At 57.6% G+C, this 14,039-nt stretch carries 9 protein-coding genes and 1 riboswitch; of the genes, 5 read left to right on the top strand and 4 right to left on the bottom strand.

Features of this window, described 5'->3' with window-relative positions; genetic code table 11:
* Positions 1-62: 62 nt before the first annotated feature.
* Positions 63-225: riboswitch (cyclic di-AMP (ydaO/yuaA leader) on the top strand.
* A gap of 5 nt (positions 226-230) precedes the next feature.
* Entirely contained in the window at positions 231-998 is a 768-nt protein-coding gene (locus ACTLLP_RS06965) for a LysM peptidoglycan-binding domain-containing protein (protein WP_441058320.1), read from the top strand.
* A gap of 84 nt (positions 999-1,082) precedes the next feature.
* Here ACTLLP_RS06965 and ACTLLP_RS06960 read toward each other — a convergent pair whose 3' ends face one another.
* Positions 1,083-1,943, bottom strand: a complete 861-nt coding sequence (locus ACTLLP_RS06960; protein ID WP_441058318.1) for an undecaprenyl-diphosphate phosphatase — start codon at positions 1,941-1,943, stop codon at positions 1,083-1,085.
* 213 nt (positions 1,944-2,156) lie between these two features.
* Here ACTLLP_RS06960 and lonB point away from each other — a divergent pair, with 213 nt between their 5' ends.
* Positions 2,157-3,842, top strand: a complete 1,686-nt coding sequence (gene lonB, locus ACTLLP_RS06955; protein ID WP_441058316.1) for an ATP-dependent protease LonB — start codon at positions 2,157-2,159, stop codon at positions 3,840-3,842.
* Positions 3,843-3,989: 147 nt separating this feature from the next.
* Positions 3,990-6,368 carry an endopeptidase La gene (gene lon, locus ACTLLP_RS06950; RefSeq protein WP_441058314.1) on the top strand — a complete coding sequence of 793 codons (2,379 nt, stop codon included), beginning with the start codon at positions 3,990-3,992 and terminating at the stop codon, positions 6,366-6,368.
* Here lon and ACTLLP_RS06945 read toward each other — a convergent pair.
* On the bottom strand, positions 6,325-7,275 hold the full coding sequence (locus tag ACTLLP_RS06945) for a substrate-binding domain-containing protein (protein ID WP_441058312.1): 951 nt from the start codon (positions 7,273-7,275) through the stop codon (positions 6,325-6,327). The two genes, lon and ACTLLP_RS06945, sit on opposite strands and share 44 nt — an antisense overlap.
* Before the next feature lie 121 nt (positions 7,276-7,396).
* Between ACTLLP_RS06945 and ACTLLP_RS06940 the strand changes: the two genes are divergently transcribed.
* A complete protein-coding gene (locus ACTLLP_RS06940) occupies positions 7,397-8,779 on the top strand; it encodes a mannose-1-phosphate guanylyltransferase/mannose-6-phosphate isomerase (RefSeq protein WP_441058310.1) in 1,383 nt (460 codons plus the stop codon).
* A gap of 7 nt (positions 8,780-8,786) precedes the next feature.
* Positions 8,787-10,178, top strand: coding sequence for a phosphoglucosamine mutase (gene glmM / locus ACTLLP_RS06935; protein ID WP_441058308.1), 1,392 nt, complete (start codon positions 8,787-8,789; stop codon positions 10,176-10,178).
* Here the strand turns inward: glmM and asnB are convergent, their stop codons facing one another.
* Positions 10,179-12,107 carry an asparagine synthase (glutamine-hydrolyzing) gene (gene asnB / locus ACTLLP_RS06930; protein ID WP_441058306.1) on the bottom strand — a complete coding sequence of 643 codons (1,929 nt, stop codon included), beginning with the start codon at positions 12,105-12,107 and terminating at the stop codon, positions 10,179-10,181.
* Between the two features lie 270 nt (positions 12,108-12,377).
* A complete protein-coding gene (locus ACTLLP_RS06925; protein WP_441058304.1) occupies positions 12,378-13,844 on the bottom strand; it encodes a stalk domain-containing protein in 1,467 nt (488 codons plus the stop codon).
* Positions 13,845-14,039: the final 195 nt, after the last annotated feature.

Genomic DNA, 14,039 nt, shown 5'->3' with positions numbered 1-14,039 from the left:
TTTTTTCTTTTCCAGCAATTTCAGTCTTGTTTGCTTGTCTAATTAACTATAAAATACGTCCCGAACCAGAAAGGCCGAATCTCCGGAAGAATCGGGGTATGGGGGGAAATTAATGTAAGGGGTGAATCCGACCGGCTTTAGGGAGGTGGGAAGTGAAAGCCGGACGGTAGGGTGGCCCTCGACCCGAACCCGTCAGCTAACCCCAGAGGCCAAAAGAGGGGGTTAGAGGTTTGCGACGTTACCTGACGCAGTTGCTGTTGCTGGTGGGATGCTTGTTCGCTTGCGCCTGGCCCGCTTGGGCCGCTACCTATTATGTCCAGCCCGGAGACTCCCTTTACAAGATAAGCTTGCGCTTCGGCACCTCGGTGGAGGCCATTCAACAGGCCAATAACTTGTGGACTACCTGGATCTACCCCGGACAGGTGCTCTATGTACCCGAGGGGGAGAGCTCTACCTTCTACACCGTGCGTCCCGGTGACACCTTGTACCTCATCGGCCAGCGCTTCGGCATTCCCTACCAAGCGATCATGCGAGCCAACGACCTGAGTTCCTCGCTCATCTATCCGGGCCAGGTGTTGCGCCTACCCTCAATGAGCTGCACCGAGCCGCTGAGCCGGGGAGGAGTCAGCCGGTCGGACATCGACCTGCTGGCGCGCCTGATCACCGCCGAGGCTGATGGGGAGCCCTACGTGGCCAAGGTAGCGGTAGGGGCTACGGTGCTCAACCGGGTTAAAACTCCCGGTTTCCCCAAATCCATACCCGGGGTAATTTATCAGGTAGTAGATGGGCACTATCAATTCGAGCCGGTGCTCAACGGCTGGATTAACCGCCCAGCTTCTCCGGATTCCTACCGGGCGGCGCTCGATGCCCTTTCGGGCTGGGACCCCACCAACGGGGCCACCTACTTCTTCGCCTGGTGGGCCAATAACGCCTATCTGCGCTCTCTTCCCGTGGCCTGCGTGCTGGGCGACCTTGTGTTCTGCTACGGGAAGCCTTGATAAAACCTAATGGAACGTAATAGCCCTGCTCCTTCATAGGGGGCAGGGCTATGCGTATATTTTATATTCACGGTGGCTCGGCCACTACCAAGGCCTGAGGAACTTCAGGTAGCAAAGGGTTGCTAGCCCCATCAGGATGCAATAAAGGGCGAAAGGGCGCAAGGCTTTCACTTCGTGCGTGTGAAAGTATCGGGTGAGAATCCAGACGCTAAAGTAAGCCGCCAGTCCGGCTCCGGCTCCACCTACGAGTGCTGGCCCCAGCAGGTCGGCGAAGCCGTGATGGAAGAGGCGAGGTATTTCTACCAGCCCCGCTCCCAGGATGATGGGAGTGGCCAGGAGGAAGGCGAAGCGGGCGGCTGCCTCATAGCTCAGGCCGGACAGGAGGCCAGCAGTTATGCTCATGCCGGAGCGGGAGAAGCCGGGTATCAGGGCCAGGCTTTGGGCCAACCCAATAAACAAACACGCCCCCCAACTTAGCCCAACAATTTCGGCGTCTTCGCCGCCACGGGAGGTTGACACCTTCCGCCGGGCCAATGCGCGGCTCCTTTGCCTGTCTCCCATCCACAGGATCAGGCCGTTGATTATCAGGAAGAAAGCGGCGCTGGTGGCGGAGGGAAAGTGGGCCCGTAACGCTTTGAGAAAGAGCGCCCCGATGAGGGCAGCTGGCAGGGTGGCTACCACCAGGCGCAATAACACCTGGCGTTTTTCCACCTCCCCTTGGCCTAGTAGGGAGATCAGGTATCCTGTCCATTCTCGCCAATAAAATAGCAATAGGGCCAGCGCTGTCCCCAGATGGAGCATCACCGTGAAAGGAAGCAAGCCTTCGAGGTTGATGGGGAGGGAGAAGACGGCTGGTAAAAGCACGGCGTGAGCCACGCTGGAGACGGGAAAGAGTTCGGTGATCCCCTGAACGATGGCGAACCAAAGAGCAGTCACGTAAGACATATCGGGCTACCTCCACCTCCTGATCTGATTAGGTTTGAACCGGCGGCAACATCAATAGTTTATATCATGAAACTGTTAAGGGAAGCTTGGCTAAAGTTAACCAACTGGTAAATTTTCATTTTGCTCGGCCGTCGCTGGAAACTAGAGGGTTTTAAATAGAGATGACCTGGAAATAATAGCAGGAAAATGATTGCTGCTAGTGAGGAATGTTTTATGAGCGATCTTTTTCATTGGACTACTGTACTGGTATTGGCGCAGACTTTTTTTGGGGTAATCGTCGGCCTTTATTTCTGGAATCTGCTGCGCGCGCAGCAGAATAATCGGGTAGCTGCACGGCGGGAATCGGTGCAGGAACTGGAGCGCATTAAGAAGCTCCGGGCTATTTCGCTTTCCGAACCCTTGGCTGAGAAGGTGCGACCCCGCAGCTTCGCGGAAATAGTGGGCCAAGAGGAGGCGGTGCGAGCTCTGCGGGCAGCCCTCTGCGGCCCCCATCCCCAGCACGTGCTGCTTTACGGTCCCCCCGGCGTGGGTAAGACCGCTGCCGCCCGGCTAGTGCTGGAAGAGGCCAAGAGCAATCCCCTTTCTCCCTTCGGTAAGGAAGCCCGCTTCGTGGAGCTCGACGCCACTATAGCCCGTTTCGACGAGCGCGGGATTGCTGACCCCCTCATCGGTTCGGTTCACGATCCTATTTATCAAGGTGCAGGTCCCCTGGGAATGGCGGGTATTCCCCAGCCCAAGCCCGGAGCAGTTACTCGCGCGCACGGGGGAATCCTTTTTCTCGACGAAATCGGCGAGTTGCACCCCATACAGATGAATAAGCTCTTGAAGGTGCTGGAGGATCGGCGGGTGTTTTTAGAAAGTGCCTACTATTCTCCAGAAGATACGAATATCCCCGCGCACATCCACGACCTTTTTCAAAACGGCCTCCCGGCGGATTTTCGCTTGGTGGGAGCCACTACCCGCTCGCCGGAGGAGCTCCCTCCAGCGCTGCGTTCGCGCTGCGTGGAGATCTTTTTCCAGATGCTTCGCCCGGAGGAGATTCGGCTGGTTGCTTCGCACGCGTTGGAGCGTTTGGGGTTAAGCTTCGAGGAAGGGGCGCTGGAGGTGGTGGCCCGATACGCTGCCAATGGGCGCAGCGCGGTGAATATGGTGCAGTTGGCAGCGGGCCTGGCCTTAGCCGAAGGCCGTAACCGGCTGGTGGTGGCGGATATGGAATGGGTGGCCAGCTTAGGACAGTACGACCCGCGGCCTGAGCGCTCCTTGCCACCGGTGCCGGCGGTGGGACTAGCCGTGGGGCTGGCGCTTTTTGGTCCTAACCAGGGCACTTTGCTGGAAATCGAAGCGGCGGCCTCGCCTTGCCCCCGAGGTCAGGGACGGCTAGTCATCACCGGTATAGTGGAGGAAGAGGAACTCGGGCAGAAGGGGCGCTCGTTGCGGCGCAAAGGTATGGCCCGCGCTTCGGTGGAGAACGTTCTGACCGCCTTGCGCTCCGTCTTCCGGCTGGAGCCGGCCAATTACGACTTGCATGTAAATTTTCCTGGCGGGGTACCGGTGGACGGCCCTTCGGCGGGCCTGGCGGTGGCAGTGGCGGCCTACTCGGCCATTACCGGTAGGCCAGTGGATCATCGGACAGCTTTCACCGGCGAGATCACGCTGCGCGGGCAGGTTAAGCCGGTGGGCGGCATCGTGCCCAAGGTGATGGCGGCGGTGCGCGCCGGAGCTCGACGCGTCTTCATCCCCCGCGAAAACTATCAGCAATTCTTCGCCCAACTGGAAGGGATTGTGGTGGTTCCGGTAAGCGAGCTCTCGGAGGTGGTGGAGGTGGCCCTGGCAACTGGGGAGTCTCTGCCGATGACCCGCTCCCTAACCATCGCTGGGAGCCGGGAGTGTCCCCTTTGACCTCCCGGCTTCCCTCCCAGGCGATTTACCCATATTGCTCCTCCTTCTTCCAGTAGTTTTGGCCGCTAGTCCTATGCTAAAATAATGCTTAGTTAGCGAACTGGCTTTTACAGCCGGGGGCAGAGACGAAAGGAGTGCAATGCATTTATGGGGACCAAGACACGCAGCCTGCCCCTTTTGCCGCTACGGGGAATCCTGGTCTTCCCTTATATGGTCATTCATCTGGATGTGGGGCGGGAAAAGTCGATCCGAGCCATAGACGAGACAATGCTCAAGGATCGGGCTATTTTCCTCTCCGCGCAGAAGGACGCTCAGAACGATAACCCGCGGCCCGACGACATTTACGCTATGGGCACGGTGGCCGAGATAAAGCAACTCCTGAAGCTCCCGGGGGGAACCATCCGCGTGCTGGTGGAGGGGATAGCCCGAGCTCGGGTGTCGCGCTATCTTCAGGAGGAACCTTTTTTCAAGGTGGAAGTGGAGCAGTTTGAGGAAGGGCAGGAGCGCGACAGTCGCACCGAGGCGCTTATGCGTAACTTGCTAGGGCAGTTCGAGCAATACGTCAAGCTTTCCAAGCGCATCCCTCCGGAGACCCTGGTGACCATAGTGGGCATAGAGGAGCCGGGGAGGCTGGCGGACATCATTGCTTCGCACCTGAGCCTTAAGATTGAGGATAAACAAGCGCTGCTGGAAGCGGTGGATGTGGGGGCGCGCTTGGAGAAACTCTGTGACATCGTGGCGCGAGAGTTGGAGATAGTGGAGCTGGAACGCCGCATCAACATCCGGGTGCGGAAGCAGATGGAGAAGAGCCAGAAGGAATACTATCTCCGGGAGCAGATGAAGGCCATCCAGCGGGAGTTGGGAGAAAAAGACGAACGGGTGGCCGAAGGGGAAGACTACCGGGAGAAGATAGCCCAGGCCAAACTCCCCAAGGAAGTGGAGGAGCGGGCGCTCAAAGAGGTGGAGCGGCTGGAGAAGATGCCGCCTATGGCGGCGGAAGCCACGGTGGTTCGCACTTACCTCGATTGGATTTTAGCCTTGCCCTGGAGCAAGAGCACGCGCGACCGTTTGGACATCGAGACGGCGGCCCGGATACTGGACGAAGATCATTACGCTTTAAAGGAGCCCAAAGAGCGCATATTGGAGTACCTGGCCATAAGGAAGTTGGTCAAGCATATGAAAGGCCCCATCCTGTGCCTGGTGGGTCCACCCGGGGTGGGCAAGACTTCGCTGGCTCGGTCCATCGCGCGGGCGTTGGAGCGCAAATTCGTGCGCGTTAGCTTAGGAGGGGTACGAGACGAGGCGGAGATCCGGGGGCACCGGCGCACCTATGTGGGCGCTCTACCGGGACGCATCATCCAGGGCATGAAGCAGGCGGGATCGAAGAACCCAGTCTTCTTGCTGGACGAAATCGACAAGATGAGCTCCGATTTCCGGGGCGACCCCTCAGCGGCCCTGTTGGAGGTGCTTGACCCGGAGCAGAACCACGCTTTTTCCGACCATTACCTGGAGATTCCGTTCGATCTATCGCAGGTGTTGTTTGTCACCACCGCCAACTATCTCTATAATATCCCCCGGCCGCTGCTGGATCGGATGGAGCTCATCCAGATTCCGGGATACACCGAGGAGGAGAAGCTGGAAATCGCCCGAAGGCATCTGATCGCCAAGCAACTCAAGGAACACGGGTTGAACGCGGAGCAGCTAAGTTTCTCGGACAACGCCCTCCGCAAGATCATCCGGGAGTACACCCGAGAGGCGGGGGTGCGTAATTTGGAGCGCCAGCTAGCGGCGGTGTGCCGTAAGGTGGCCCGGAGCATAGTATCGGGCAAAGACAGCAGAGTTAGAGTTACAGCGAAGAGTCTGGAGAGATTTCTGGGTGTACCCAAGTTCCGCCCCAGCCAGGCGGAAAGCGAGGATGAAGTGGGCGTGGCCATGGGTTTGGCTTGGACGGAGAACGGAGGGGAGGTGCTGGCCATCGAGGTCAGCCTCTTGCCCGGTGGCAAAGGCAAGCTCATCCTGACCGGCAAGCTAGGGGAGGTTATGCGTGAATCGGCTCAGGCGAGCTTCAGCTATGTGCGTTCCCGCTCCGAGGAACTGGGTATAAGCGAGAATTTCCACGATAAATACGACGTGCATATCCACGTGCCCGAGGGAGCTACGCCCAAGGACGGACCATCGGCCGGCATCACCATGGCTACTGCCCTGGCTTCAGCTCTGACGGGGCGCAAAGTCCGGCACGATGTGGCCATGACCGGGGAGATCACCCTGCGCGGTAGGGTGTTGCCGGTGGGGGGCATCAAGGAAAAAGTGCTGGCGGCCCACCGGGTGGGAGTGAGAACGGTTATTCTGCCGGAGGGAAATCGCCGCGATCTAGAAGAGATACCGGCGCCAGTGAAAAGCAAGCTGCGCCTAGTTCTGGTGCGGCATATGGACGAAGTGCTGCGCGAGGCCCTCATTGACGACGAGTCGCACACCCAGCCGGTTACTTGTTCCCTTCCTCCGTCCATGGCCTGGGGGCAGGTGTAAAAATTTCCCGATATTCTAGCGGGCGGGGGAGTTCCCCTGCCCGCTTCAATATTTCCTGCAGCTTCTCCCAAAGGGAAGGATCGGGTAGGGGATTTCTCGCCCACACCTCCTGCTGCTGGGCCTCCTCTAATGCTCTGGTCAGCACTGTCAGGCTCAGCTGGGGGAAGAAGGCGGTTATTTCGCTAGCCAGAAACGCCGGGGACTCGCTGTAGATTTCTTCCGCGCTCTCTCGCAGCAGGCGCTGCAGCGCCTCCACTTCTTTGTCTGTCAAGCTCCCTTCTTCCGCTACCAGGCCCCAGCGGGGTAGCGCAGGCGAGGAAAATGGCTGGAGGTGAAAGGAGTCGGTCAGGATAAGGGGATCGGAGGTCAGCAGCAGGCTCCCCACCCCCGCTTTGAAGGCGGGTCGGTGTAGGTGCGGTGGCAGGTTGCTGATCAGGACCACTTCCTGGTGGGGGCGCCAGCCTCTCTCGCGCAATGCTTCCTCAAAAACTGCGGATAAGCCTTCTTCCCCTGCCGGAGTGATCACCCGCTGCTGCCGCACATCCTCCCAGCGAAACGCCCGGCTCCCCGCCAGCCAGGCTAATTCTCGCTCCGATATAAGGGCCACTATTCTCCACTTTTTACCCCTTAGAGCTCGGGCGTAGAGAACCTCTTCGGCGCGCAGGGCGGCCAGGGCGTTCTTACCTGGCGTCGGGTGGGGTGAGGTCACTAGCTTCAGGCGCAGACCTTCCTTTTCGGCCCTTCCGCTTGTCACCGCCCGGTAGAGCGGGAGCAACTCCGCCCGGGGAGGGGGAAGTAATACCACCAACTCTCTGCCTCCCCCGCCGGAAGGCGGCGCTTGGCTCTTCCAGTGCCAGAGGAATAAGAGCAAAAGGAGCGTAGCTGATAAAAAAATCCAACGACGCATAATCCCCCCTCCTTCTTTTTATGCGCGTGCGGTTAGACTTAGTTCTGGGGCAGGAAAAGGGTAATAAAATGGCGAAAACGAAGGGGGAAAGCTTGGAATTTTGAAGGTGGGGAGAGAGGACTTGAAGAGCTTAATCCTGGCCGGGGGTAAGGGTACCAGGCTATGGCCTCTAAGCCGCGAACTCATGCCCAAACAATTCATCCGTCTGTTTGACCACCGGTCTCTCTTCCAGCATACCGTACTGCGAGCCTTAAAGTGGTCTGGCCCCGGAGAGATCCTGGTGGTTACCAACCACGAGTACCGCTTCCGGGTGCAGGACGATCTGGCGGAGCTGGGGGTCAACTTACCGGAAGAGAACTTATTGCTGGAGCCGGAAGGGAAAAACACCCTCCCGGCCGTGTGCTGGGGTGTGCAGGCGGTTCGGGAGAAGTGGGGCGAGGCCACGGTGGCGGTGCTCCCTTCCGACCACCTTCTTGGAGGCGGTGAGGAATTGCTCCGCTCCTTCCGGGCGGCGGAGGAACTGGCCGCCGAATATTTAGTAACCTTCGGGATAAAGCCCGATCGACCTCATACCGGCTACGGCTATATTAAGCCGGGAAAGGCCCTGAAGGCGGGATTCAAAGTGGAAGAGTTTAAGGAGAAGCCCGATGCCGCTTCGGCGGCGGAATACGTGGCCCGGGGTTACTGGTGGAACAGTGGCATGTTCGTCTTTCACACCGAGCTCTTTTGGCGGGAGCTGGAATCTTTGGCTCCGGAAGTGTGGGATGCCTTCGCTTCTGCCGCCGACATCGCCGATGCTTACAGGCGGGTGCCGGAGATCTCGATCGATTACGGGCTGATGGAGCGCTCCAGCCGGGTAGCGGTGGTGCCACTCGCTACTTACTGGAGCGATTTGGGCAGCTTCGACGCTGTGTACGAGGCCCTGCCCAAGTGCGAAGAGGGGAACGCGGTGCTTACCCAAGGCGTCGCCGCCACTTGCCTCTTGCACGACGCCCGGGGGAACCTGGTGATCTCCGAGCGGCTGACGGCCCTGGTGGGGGTGGAGGACCTGGCCATCATCGATACCGGCGACGCCTTGCTTGTGGCTCCCCGCCCCAGGGCGCAAGAGGTCAAGAAAATCTACGCCGAGCTCGTGCGCCGGAAAGACGAGCGGGCGGTGGTGCACCGCACCGCTTACCGTCCCTGGGGGAGCTACACGGTACTCGAGGAAGGGGAGAGGTACAAGATAAAGAGGCTTACCGTGCTGCCCGGCAGGAAGCTCAGCCGGCAGCGCCACTACCACCGCAGCGAGCACTGGGTGGTGGTACGGGGGACGGCCCGCATAACGGTGGACGGGGAGGAAAAGCTCTTGCGCCCCGGGGAGAGCGTCTTCGTCCCGGCGGGCCTAAGCCACCGCCTGGAGAACCCGGGCAAGGTGATCCTGGAGCTCATCGAAACCCAGATAGGGGAGTATCTGGGCGAAGACGATATCGAGCGCTTCGAAGACGACTTTGGGAGGGGCTAGAGAGACGATGGGTAAGGTTTTCGGCACTTTTGGGGTGCGGGGAGTAGTGGGCGAAGAACTCAATCCCGACCTGCTTCAGCGGATAGGCGTGGTCTTCGGCCTCTGGCTGCGCGACCAGAGTAAAGGGAGACCGCTGGTGGTGGTGGGCCGTGACACCAGGCTCAGTGGCGGAGCTCTTAAGCGCGCTCTGGTGAGCGGCCTTCTGGGAGTGGGGGCGGACGTGCTGGACGTGGGCATCGTTCCCACGCCGGTGGTTCAATTTGCCTGCCGCCACTTCGGGGCCGATGGCGGGGCAGTGATAACCGCTTCGCATAACCCCCCGGAATACAACGGCATTAAGCTCTTAGAGCCCGACGGCCTGGGGCTGGCTCCAGAGGTGGAAGCAGCGCTGGAAGAATTGTTGGATAGAAAAGCTTTCGCTTACGCTACCTGGAATGAAACTGGGCGCGCCAGCCGACAGGACGCCGTGCGTCCATACCTGGAGGGGGTGAGAAAGCGGCTGGATACGGAAGTTATTGCTCGACGGCGCCCCCTGGTGGTGGCGGATACGGCCAACGGCGCTGGCAGCGTGCTGCTTCCCTATCTGCTCAGCGAACTCGGCTGCCGGGTGATAAGCGTTAACGGGCACCCGGACGGCCGTTTTCCGGGAAGGAACCCCGAGCCCAACCAGGAAAACCTAAGCTCTTTTCTGGCCATCGTCCGTTCGGTAGGGGCGGATTTCGGTGTGGCTCAGGACGGCGATGCTGACCGTTCCATCTTCGCCGATGAAGAAGGGCGCTTCGTGCAGGGGGACAAGACCTTCGCTTTGGCAGCCGGAGCTCTGCTGGAGGAGCACGATGGGGGACTAGTGGTGACCACTGTGGCCACCTCTAACGTGGTGGACGAGGTGGCGAAGGCGTGGGGTGGCAAAGTGGTGCGGACCAAAGTGGGGGACGCGGCGGTATCTCGGACCTTAAAAGAGCTCCGGGGATTAGTGGGAGGAGAGGAGAACGGCGGGGTCATCTTTCCTGACTTCGTGTGGGGGCGTGATGGGGCCATGACGGCGGCCAAATTGCTGGAGTTCTTCTGCCGCCAGAAAAGTAGCTTCAGCGAACTCATCGCTTCTTTGCCTCACTTTTACCAACTTAAGACCAAAGAGCGGGTGGAGGAGGAGAGAAGGGGAGTGGTGACTTTGGTGAGTGAGTTGGCGCGATCCGAGGGCTACCGCGTGGACACCACGGATGGAGTTAAAATTCTTCTCGAAGAAGGCTGGGTACTGGTGCGCGCCAGCGGGACCGAGCCTGTAGTGCGGATATTTGCCGAGGCTAGAGAAGAGAAGGAAGTCGGCACCTATCTAGAACTCGGCCGCTCTTTACTGCAGCGGGCCAGGCGCGAGCGGCTCCCAGCTCCCACTGCGTGATCACCTGCACATGGAAAGCTCGCAGTCATTTAGATTTTTGGCCTTATAGCCATTGTCGTCGAGAAAAACGCGGTGCCAAAGCTCAAAAACTAGGAGCAGCCAGATTTGTCTCCCCACTCGAGCGCTTCTGTATTTGCCACTAAGCAAAGCTTCGATGTAGCTTCTATTGAAATAGCCCCGGCCGAGGGCTCTGGACGATAGGAGCAGGTCACAAGCGAAGGTTCGATACTCATTCTTTATCAGCGAACTTATTGGCACCGGAAACTCGTTCTTTTTTCTCTTCCAGGAAAAATCTGGTAGTTCCTGCCTGTAAGTCTGCTTCAAAATATATTTTTCGCTGCCGCCCCTAAATTTTAGCTTTGACGGGATAGAAGCGGCGAACTCCACCAACCTGTGGTCGAGGAAGGGAACCCGCAACTCTATGGAATTGGACATGGACATCCTATCGACCTTTAAGAGCGCGTCTTCCACCAGCCAGGTTTTCTGGTCAAGATATAGCATCTGGTTTATCTCATCTTCGCACCGGCAGTCCATAGCATACGTGTCTAAAGCATTTCTAAGGTTCAATATGCTTGCGTGTAGGTTCTCGTCGAGTATCTGGGGCAACTCGCTTTCATTAAAGGTCATTCCCACTCCCTTGTACCGCTTGCTGATGGGCAACTCGGCTCTCCGGATAAAGTTTTTTCCGAAATTTATCGGCATGGAAAGCACCAGAGGCTCGATAAGACCTTTTCTTATGCATTTGGGCAAGGAGTTATATCTATTCACCGCGTACGGCTCTTTGTAGACGGCGTAGCCGGCGAATATCTCATCGGCCCCCTCTCCTGAGAGCGCTACCTTAACGTGGTTTTTTGCATACTTGGAAATATAGTAAAGCGGTATAGCGGTGGGATCGCTTAAGGGCTCGTCCAAAAACCACACGATCTTTTCCAGCTCATCGATCACCGCTTCCGGATCTACCACCACTTCGTGGTGCTCGGAGCCGTAATATTGCGCCGCTTTCCTCGCGTACTCCAGCTCGTCGAACTCATTCGACTTGGTTTTGGCCTTTGGTTTTTTAAAAGCCGTGGAAAAGGTTTTCAGCTGTCCCGGGTACAATTCAGCCGCTTGCGCGAGGATTATGGTCGAGTCTAGACCGCCGCTGATAAAAATGCCCACAGGCACTTCGGCTATTAACCGGTATTTCACCGACTCTTCGATCAGGTGAGCCAATCTTTCTGTGTAATAATGGTCTGCTTTTTCCTGGTATTGGTGGGGGAAATTTATTTCCCAGTATTTCTTTAATGACACTTGGTTACTCTTGTGCACCAAAAGGTGTCCCGGCATCAATTTGAAAATATTTTTGAATAACGTTTGCTCTCCGGGCACGTAGCGGAATAAGAGATAAGTGGCCAGCTTATCGTGGTTCAATTCGGTGTCGATGATAGGGCATCTGAGAAGGGATTTTATTTCCGAGGCGAATATAAGTGTGTTGCTGATAACGGTGTAGTATAGCGGCTTTATTCCTAGGCGGTCCCTTGCCAGCACCAACTTATTCTCTCTCTCGTCGTATATGGCTATGGCGAACATTCCGTTAAGGTAATGGACGAATTCCTCTCCGTACTCCTCGTATAGATGCACTATAACTTCCCCGTCGCTCCTGGTGTAGAAAGTGTGCCCCTTGGCGCTTAACCGCCTGCTCAGCTCCTGGTAGTTGTATATCTCTCCGTTGAAAACCATCCAAACGGTCTTTTTTTCGTTATGGATCGGTTGATGTCCCCCGCGCAGGTCAACTATGCTCAATCTTTTTATTCCCAGCCCGGCGCCGTTTTTATAGTACACCCCCTCGCTGTCTGGCCCACGGTGGTGCATAACTCTTAACATAGACCTCAGGGCATGTTGGTCTAGCAGTTTGGGCTTGTCTCCCGAGAATCCGCATATGCCGCACACGTTATAATACCGCTCCTTTCCTAGTGCAGAGATTTGCGCCCACGTCCGGTTTGGCTCTAGAATGGCGGCCTTGATGATGCCGGTTATTTAAAGTTTACTCCTTCAGGCCGAACGTAATTATAGCACGTAGCTTGCCGGACCACCAAAGCTCGTTCGGCGGCTTCGTTACCGGACTTCGTTTGTAGGTGGAAGGGCAAGCTGAGTGTACCTCTCGGGCTTTAGAGAAGCATTAAATCTACCTTAAAGTTTAGTTAGATCGCCGCTCAAGCTTTATCCGGGGATCACTTCGAAGCGCAACCCCCCAAAGTTGCCTCCTGGCAGAGCGTAGCGAAAAGTAAAAGTAGGGGAATCATCCATCTGGATTTCCCAACTCTGTCCCCGAGTTATGCCCGGCAGGGCGTGCCACCCTTTCTCGGGAGTGTAAAGCACAATGCGGGCGTAATTGTTGGCATCGGCCTGCCAGTTGGGAGTGATGCGGAGCTTTCTCCCTTCTGGGTGCGAGATGGTGATCTCATACACGGCTCCATAGTTTCCTCCGAGGTAAGGGTAGCCTAGGTAACCAGCAGCCGCTCGGTCGTACTCTCCCAGGTTGTAGCGGGGCAGCCACTCGGAAAGGACAAAGCAAGGGAGCTCCGACGCCTCGATCGGGTTGGCGTTGCGAAGGTGGTCGTAGGTATAAAGCCCGGTGGTAACACCAGGGTCCATATCCTGGTCCCGTGGGAGTTTAAAGGCGGTGGCTGCCAGGTCTTTCTCGGATCCCGGCTTAAGCGCTTCCTGGCTTACGTGAAACACGCGTAGCTGCACCTGGCCTCTCTCGACCTCAAGATCAGCTTTGCCCCAGGCCAAGAAGTTTTCCGGGATGGACTCGGCCAGGAGCAGGGCGTACCCTTTGGCCGGGATCTCCAGCTCACCTTTACCCTGCGCGTGGAAGAAGTTAACCAGGCCCTCGCTGGTTAGATCGATGGCCTCCCGAGCTCTGCCGGAGTCGGCCACCTTGGCACCGATCTTGATGGAAGCGCTAGATGGTCCTGGGTTATAGAGAGCCACGCCCACCAACTTGGGCTGCCCTCCGGGAGGGTTGAGATGGAAAAACTCTACATCGTAGCCGGTGCCTTCTTTCAAGGTCTGCTCAATGGTGTAACCGCTCCGGTCGGGAAGAAACTCGGGTTGATTGGAGAAGATATAACGGTTGCCGCCTCGGTCGAAGCGCAGAGCCATAATGGGGTTGAGCTTTATGGTGGCCTTCTGGGTTTCCGGGTTCCACGCCACCGTGGCGCCGAAGGCTTCGGCCACTCCACGTACGGGTACCAAGACCCGGCCGCTTTCATCCAGGAAGGGGGCGGTTCCCAGGCGCATCTTGGCCCGCGCCACCTTATCGGGGGCTGTGGGGTCGGGCAGGTTGCGGAGCAGGAATTTCTCGTAAAGCCAAAGCTGAATGAAAGTGCAGGTGTAGCAGCCGGGGGGAGCTTCTATTCTCACCTCTCCGGTCTCGGGGTCCCACGAGACTCCATCTTCCTTGACTCCCAGCGCGTAGGCTAAAAAGCGCACTGGCACCAGAATGTGCCCGTTTTCCACCCGGGGAACGGTGTCCATAGAAAAGGGCTTGCCGTCTGCGAAATAAGTCTTGCTTCCGATGGAGAACTCCGCCGTTCTGACGGCGGCCCAGGAAAGAGAAGGGAACAGAAACATAGCTGCTACGAGGCTCGCGGCCAAAGCAACGACTTTGCCTTTTGCCATCTAACGACCCCCCCACATCTAAGGAGTATATCACAAAACCGGCATCCCGTTTTACCACAGGTTAGGTTTTCTGTTATTCTGGGGGCAGGCGGTAACAGGTAACGAAGCCGGCTTTATCCGTTAACTGGGAAGCCGTGGTGCTTGCTCCACCGGCGAGGACGAAGATCTTCTTGGTAGCGAAAGATAATGGCTTAC

The sequence above is a fragment of the Desulfothermobacter acidiphilus genome, from assembly GCF_052073645.1.
Lineage (GTDB): Bacteria > Bacillota > Desulfotomaculia > Desulfotomaculales > Ammonificaceae > Desulfothermobacter > Desulfothermobacter acidiphilus.
The sequence above is the reverse complement of the archived record's forward strand: the minus strand, read 5'-3'. Positions and strand labels throughout refer to the sequence as shown.

Bases quoted from the DNA above. Each gene is read 5' to 3' on its own strand.
- ACTLLP_RS06960 (WP_441058318.1), bottom strand. From the start codon at position 1,943: ATGTCTTACGTGACTGCTCTTTGGTTCGCCATCGTTCAGGGGATCACC.
- lonB (WP_441058316.1), top strand. From the start codon at position 2,157: ATGAGCGATCTTTTTCATTGGACTACTGTACTGGTATTGGCGCAGACT.
- lon (WP_441058314.1), top strand. From the start codon at position 3,990: ATGGGGACCAAGACACGCAGCCTGCCCCTTTTGCCGCTACGGGGAATC.
- ACTLLP_RS06945 (WP_441058312.1), bottom strand. From the start codon at position 7,275: ATGCGTCGTTGGATTTTTTTATCAGCTACGCTCCTTTTGCTCTTATTC.
- glmM (WP_441058308.1), top strand. From the start codon at position 8,787: ATGGGTAAGGTTTTCGGCACTTTTGGGGTGCGGGGAGTAGTGGGCGAA.
- ACTLLP_RS06925 (WP_441058304.1), bottom strand. From the start codon at position 13,844: ATGGCAAAAGGCAAAGTCGTTGCTTTGGCCGCGAGCCTCGTAGCAGCT.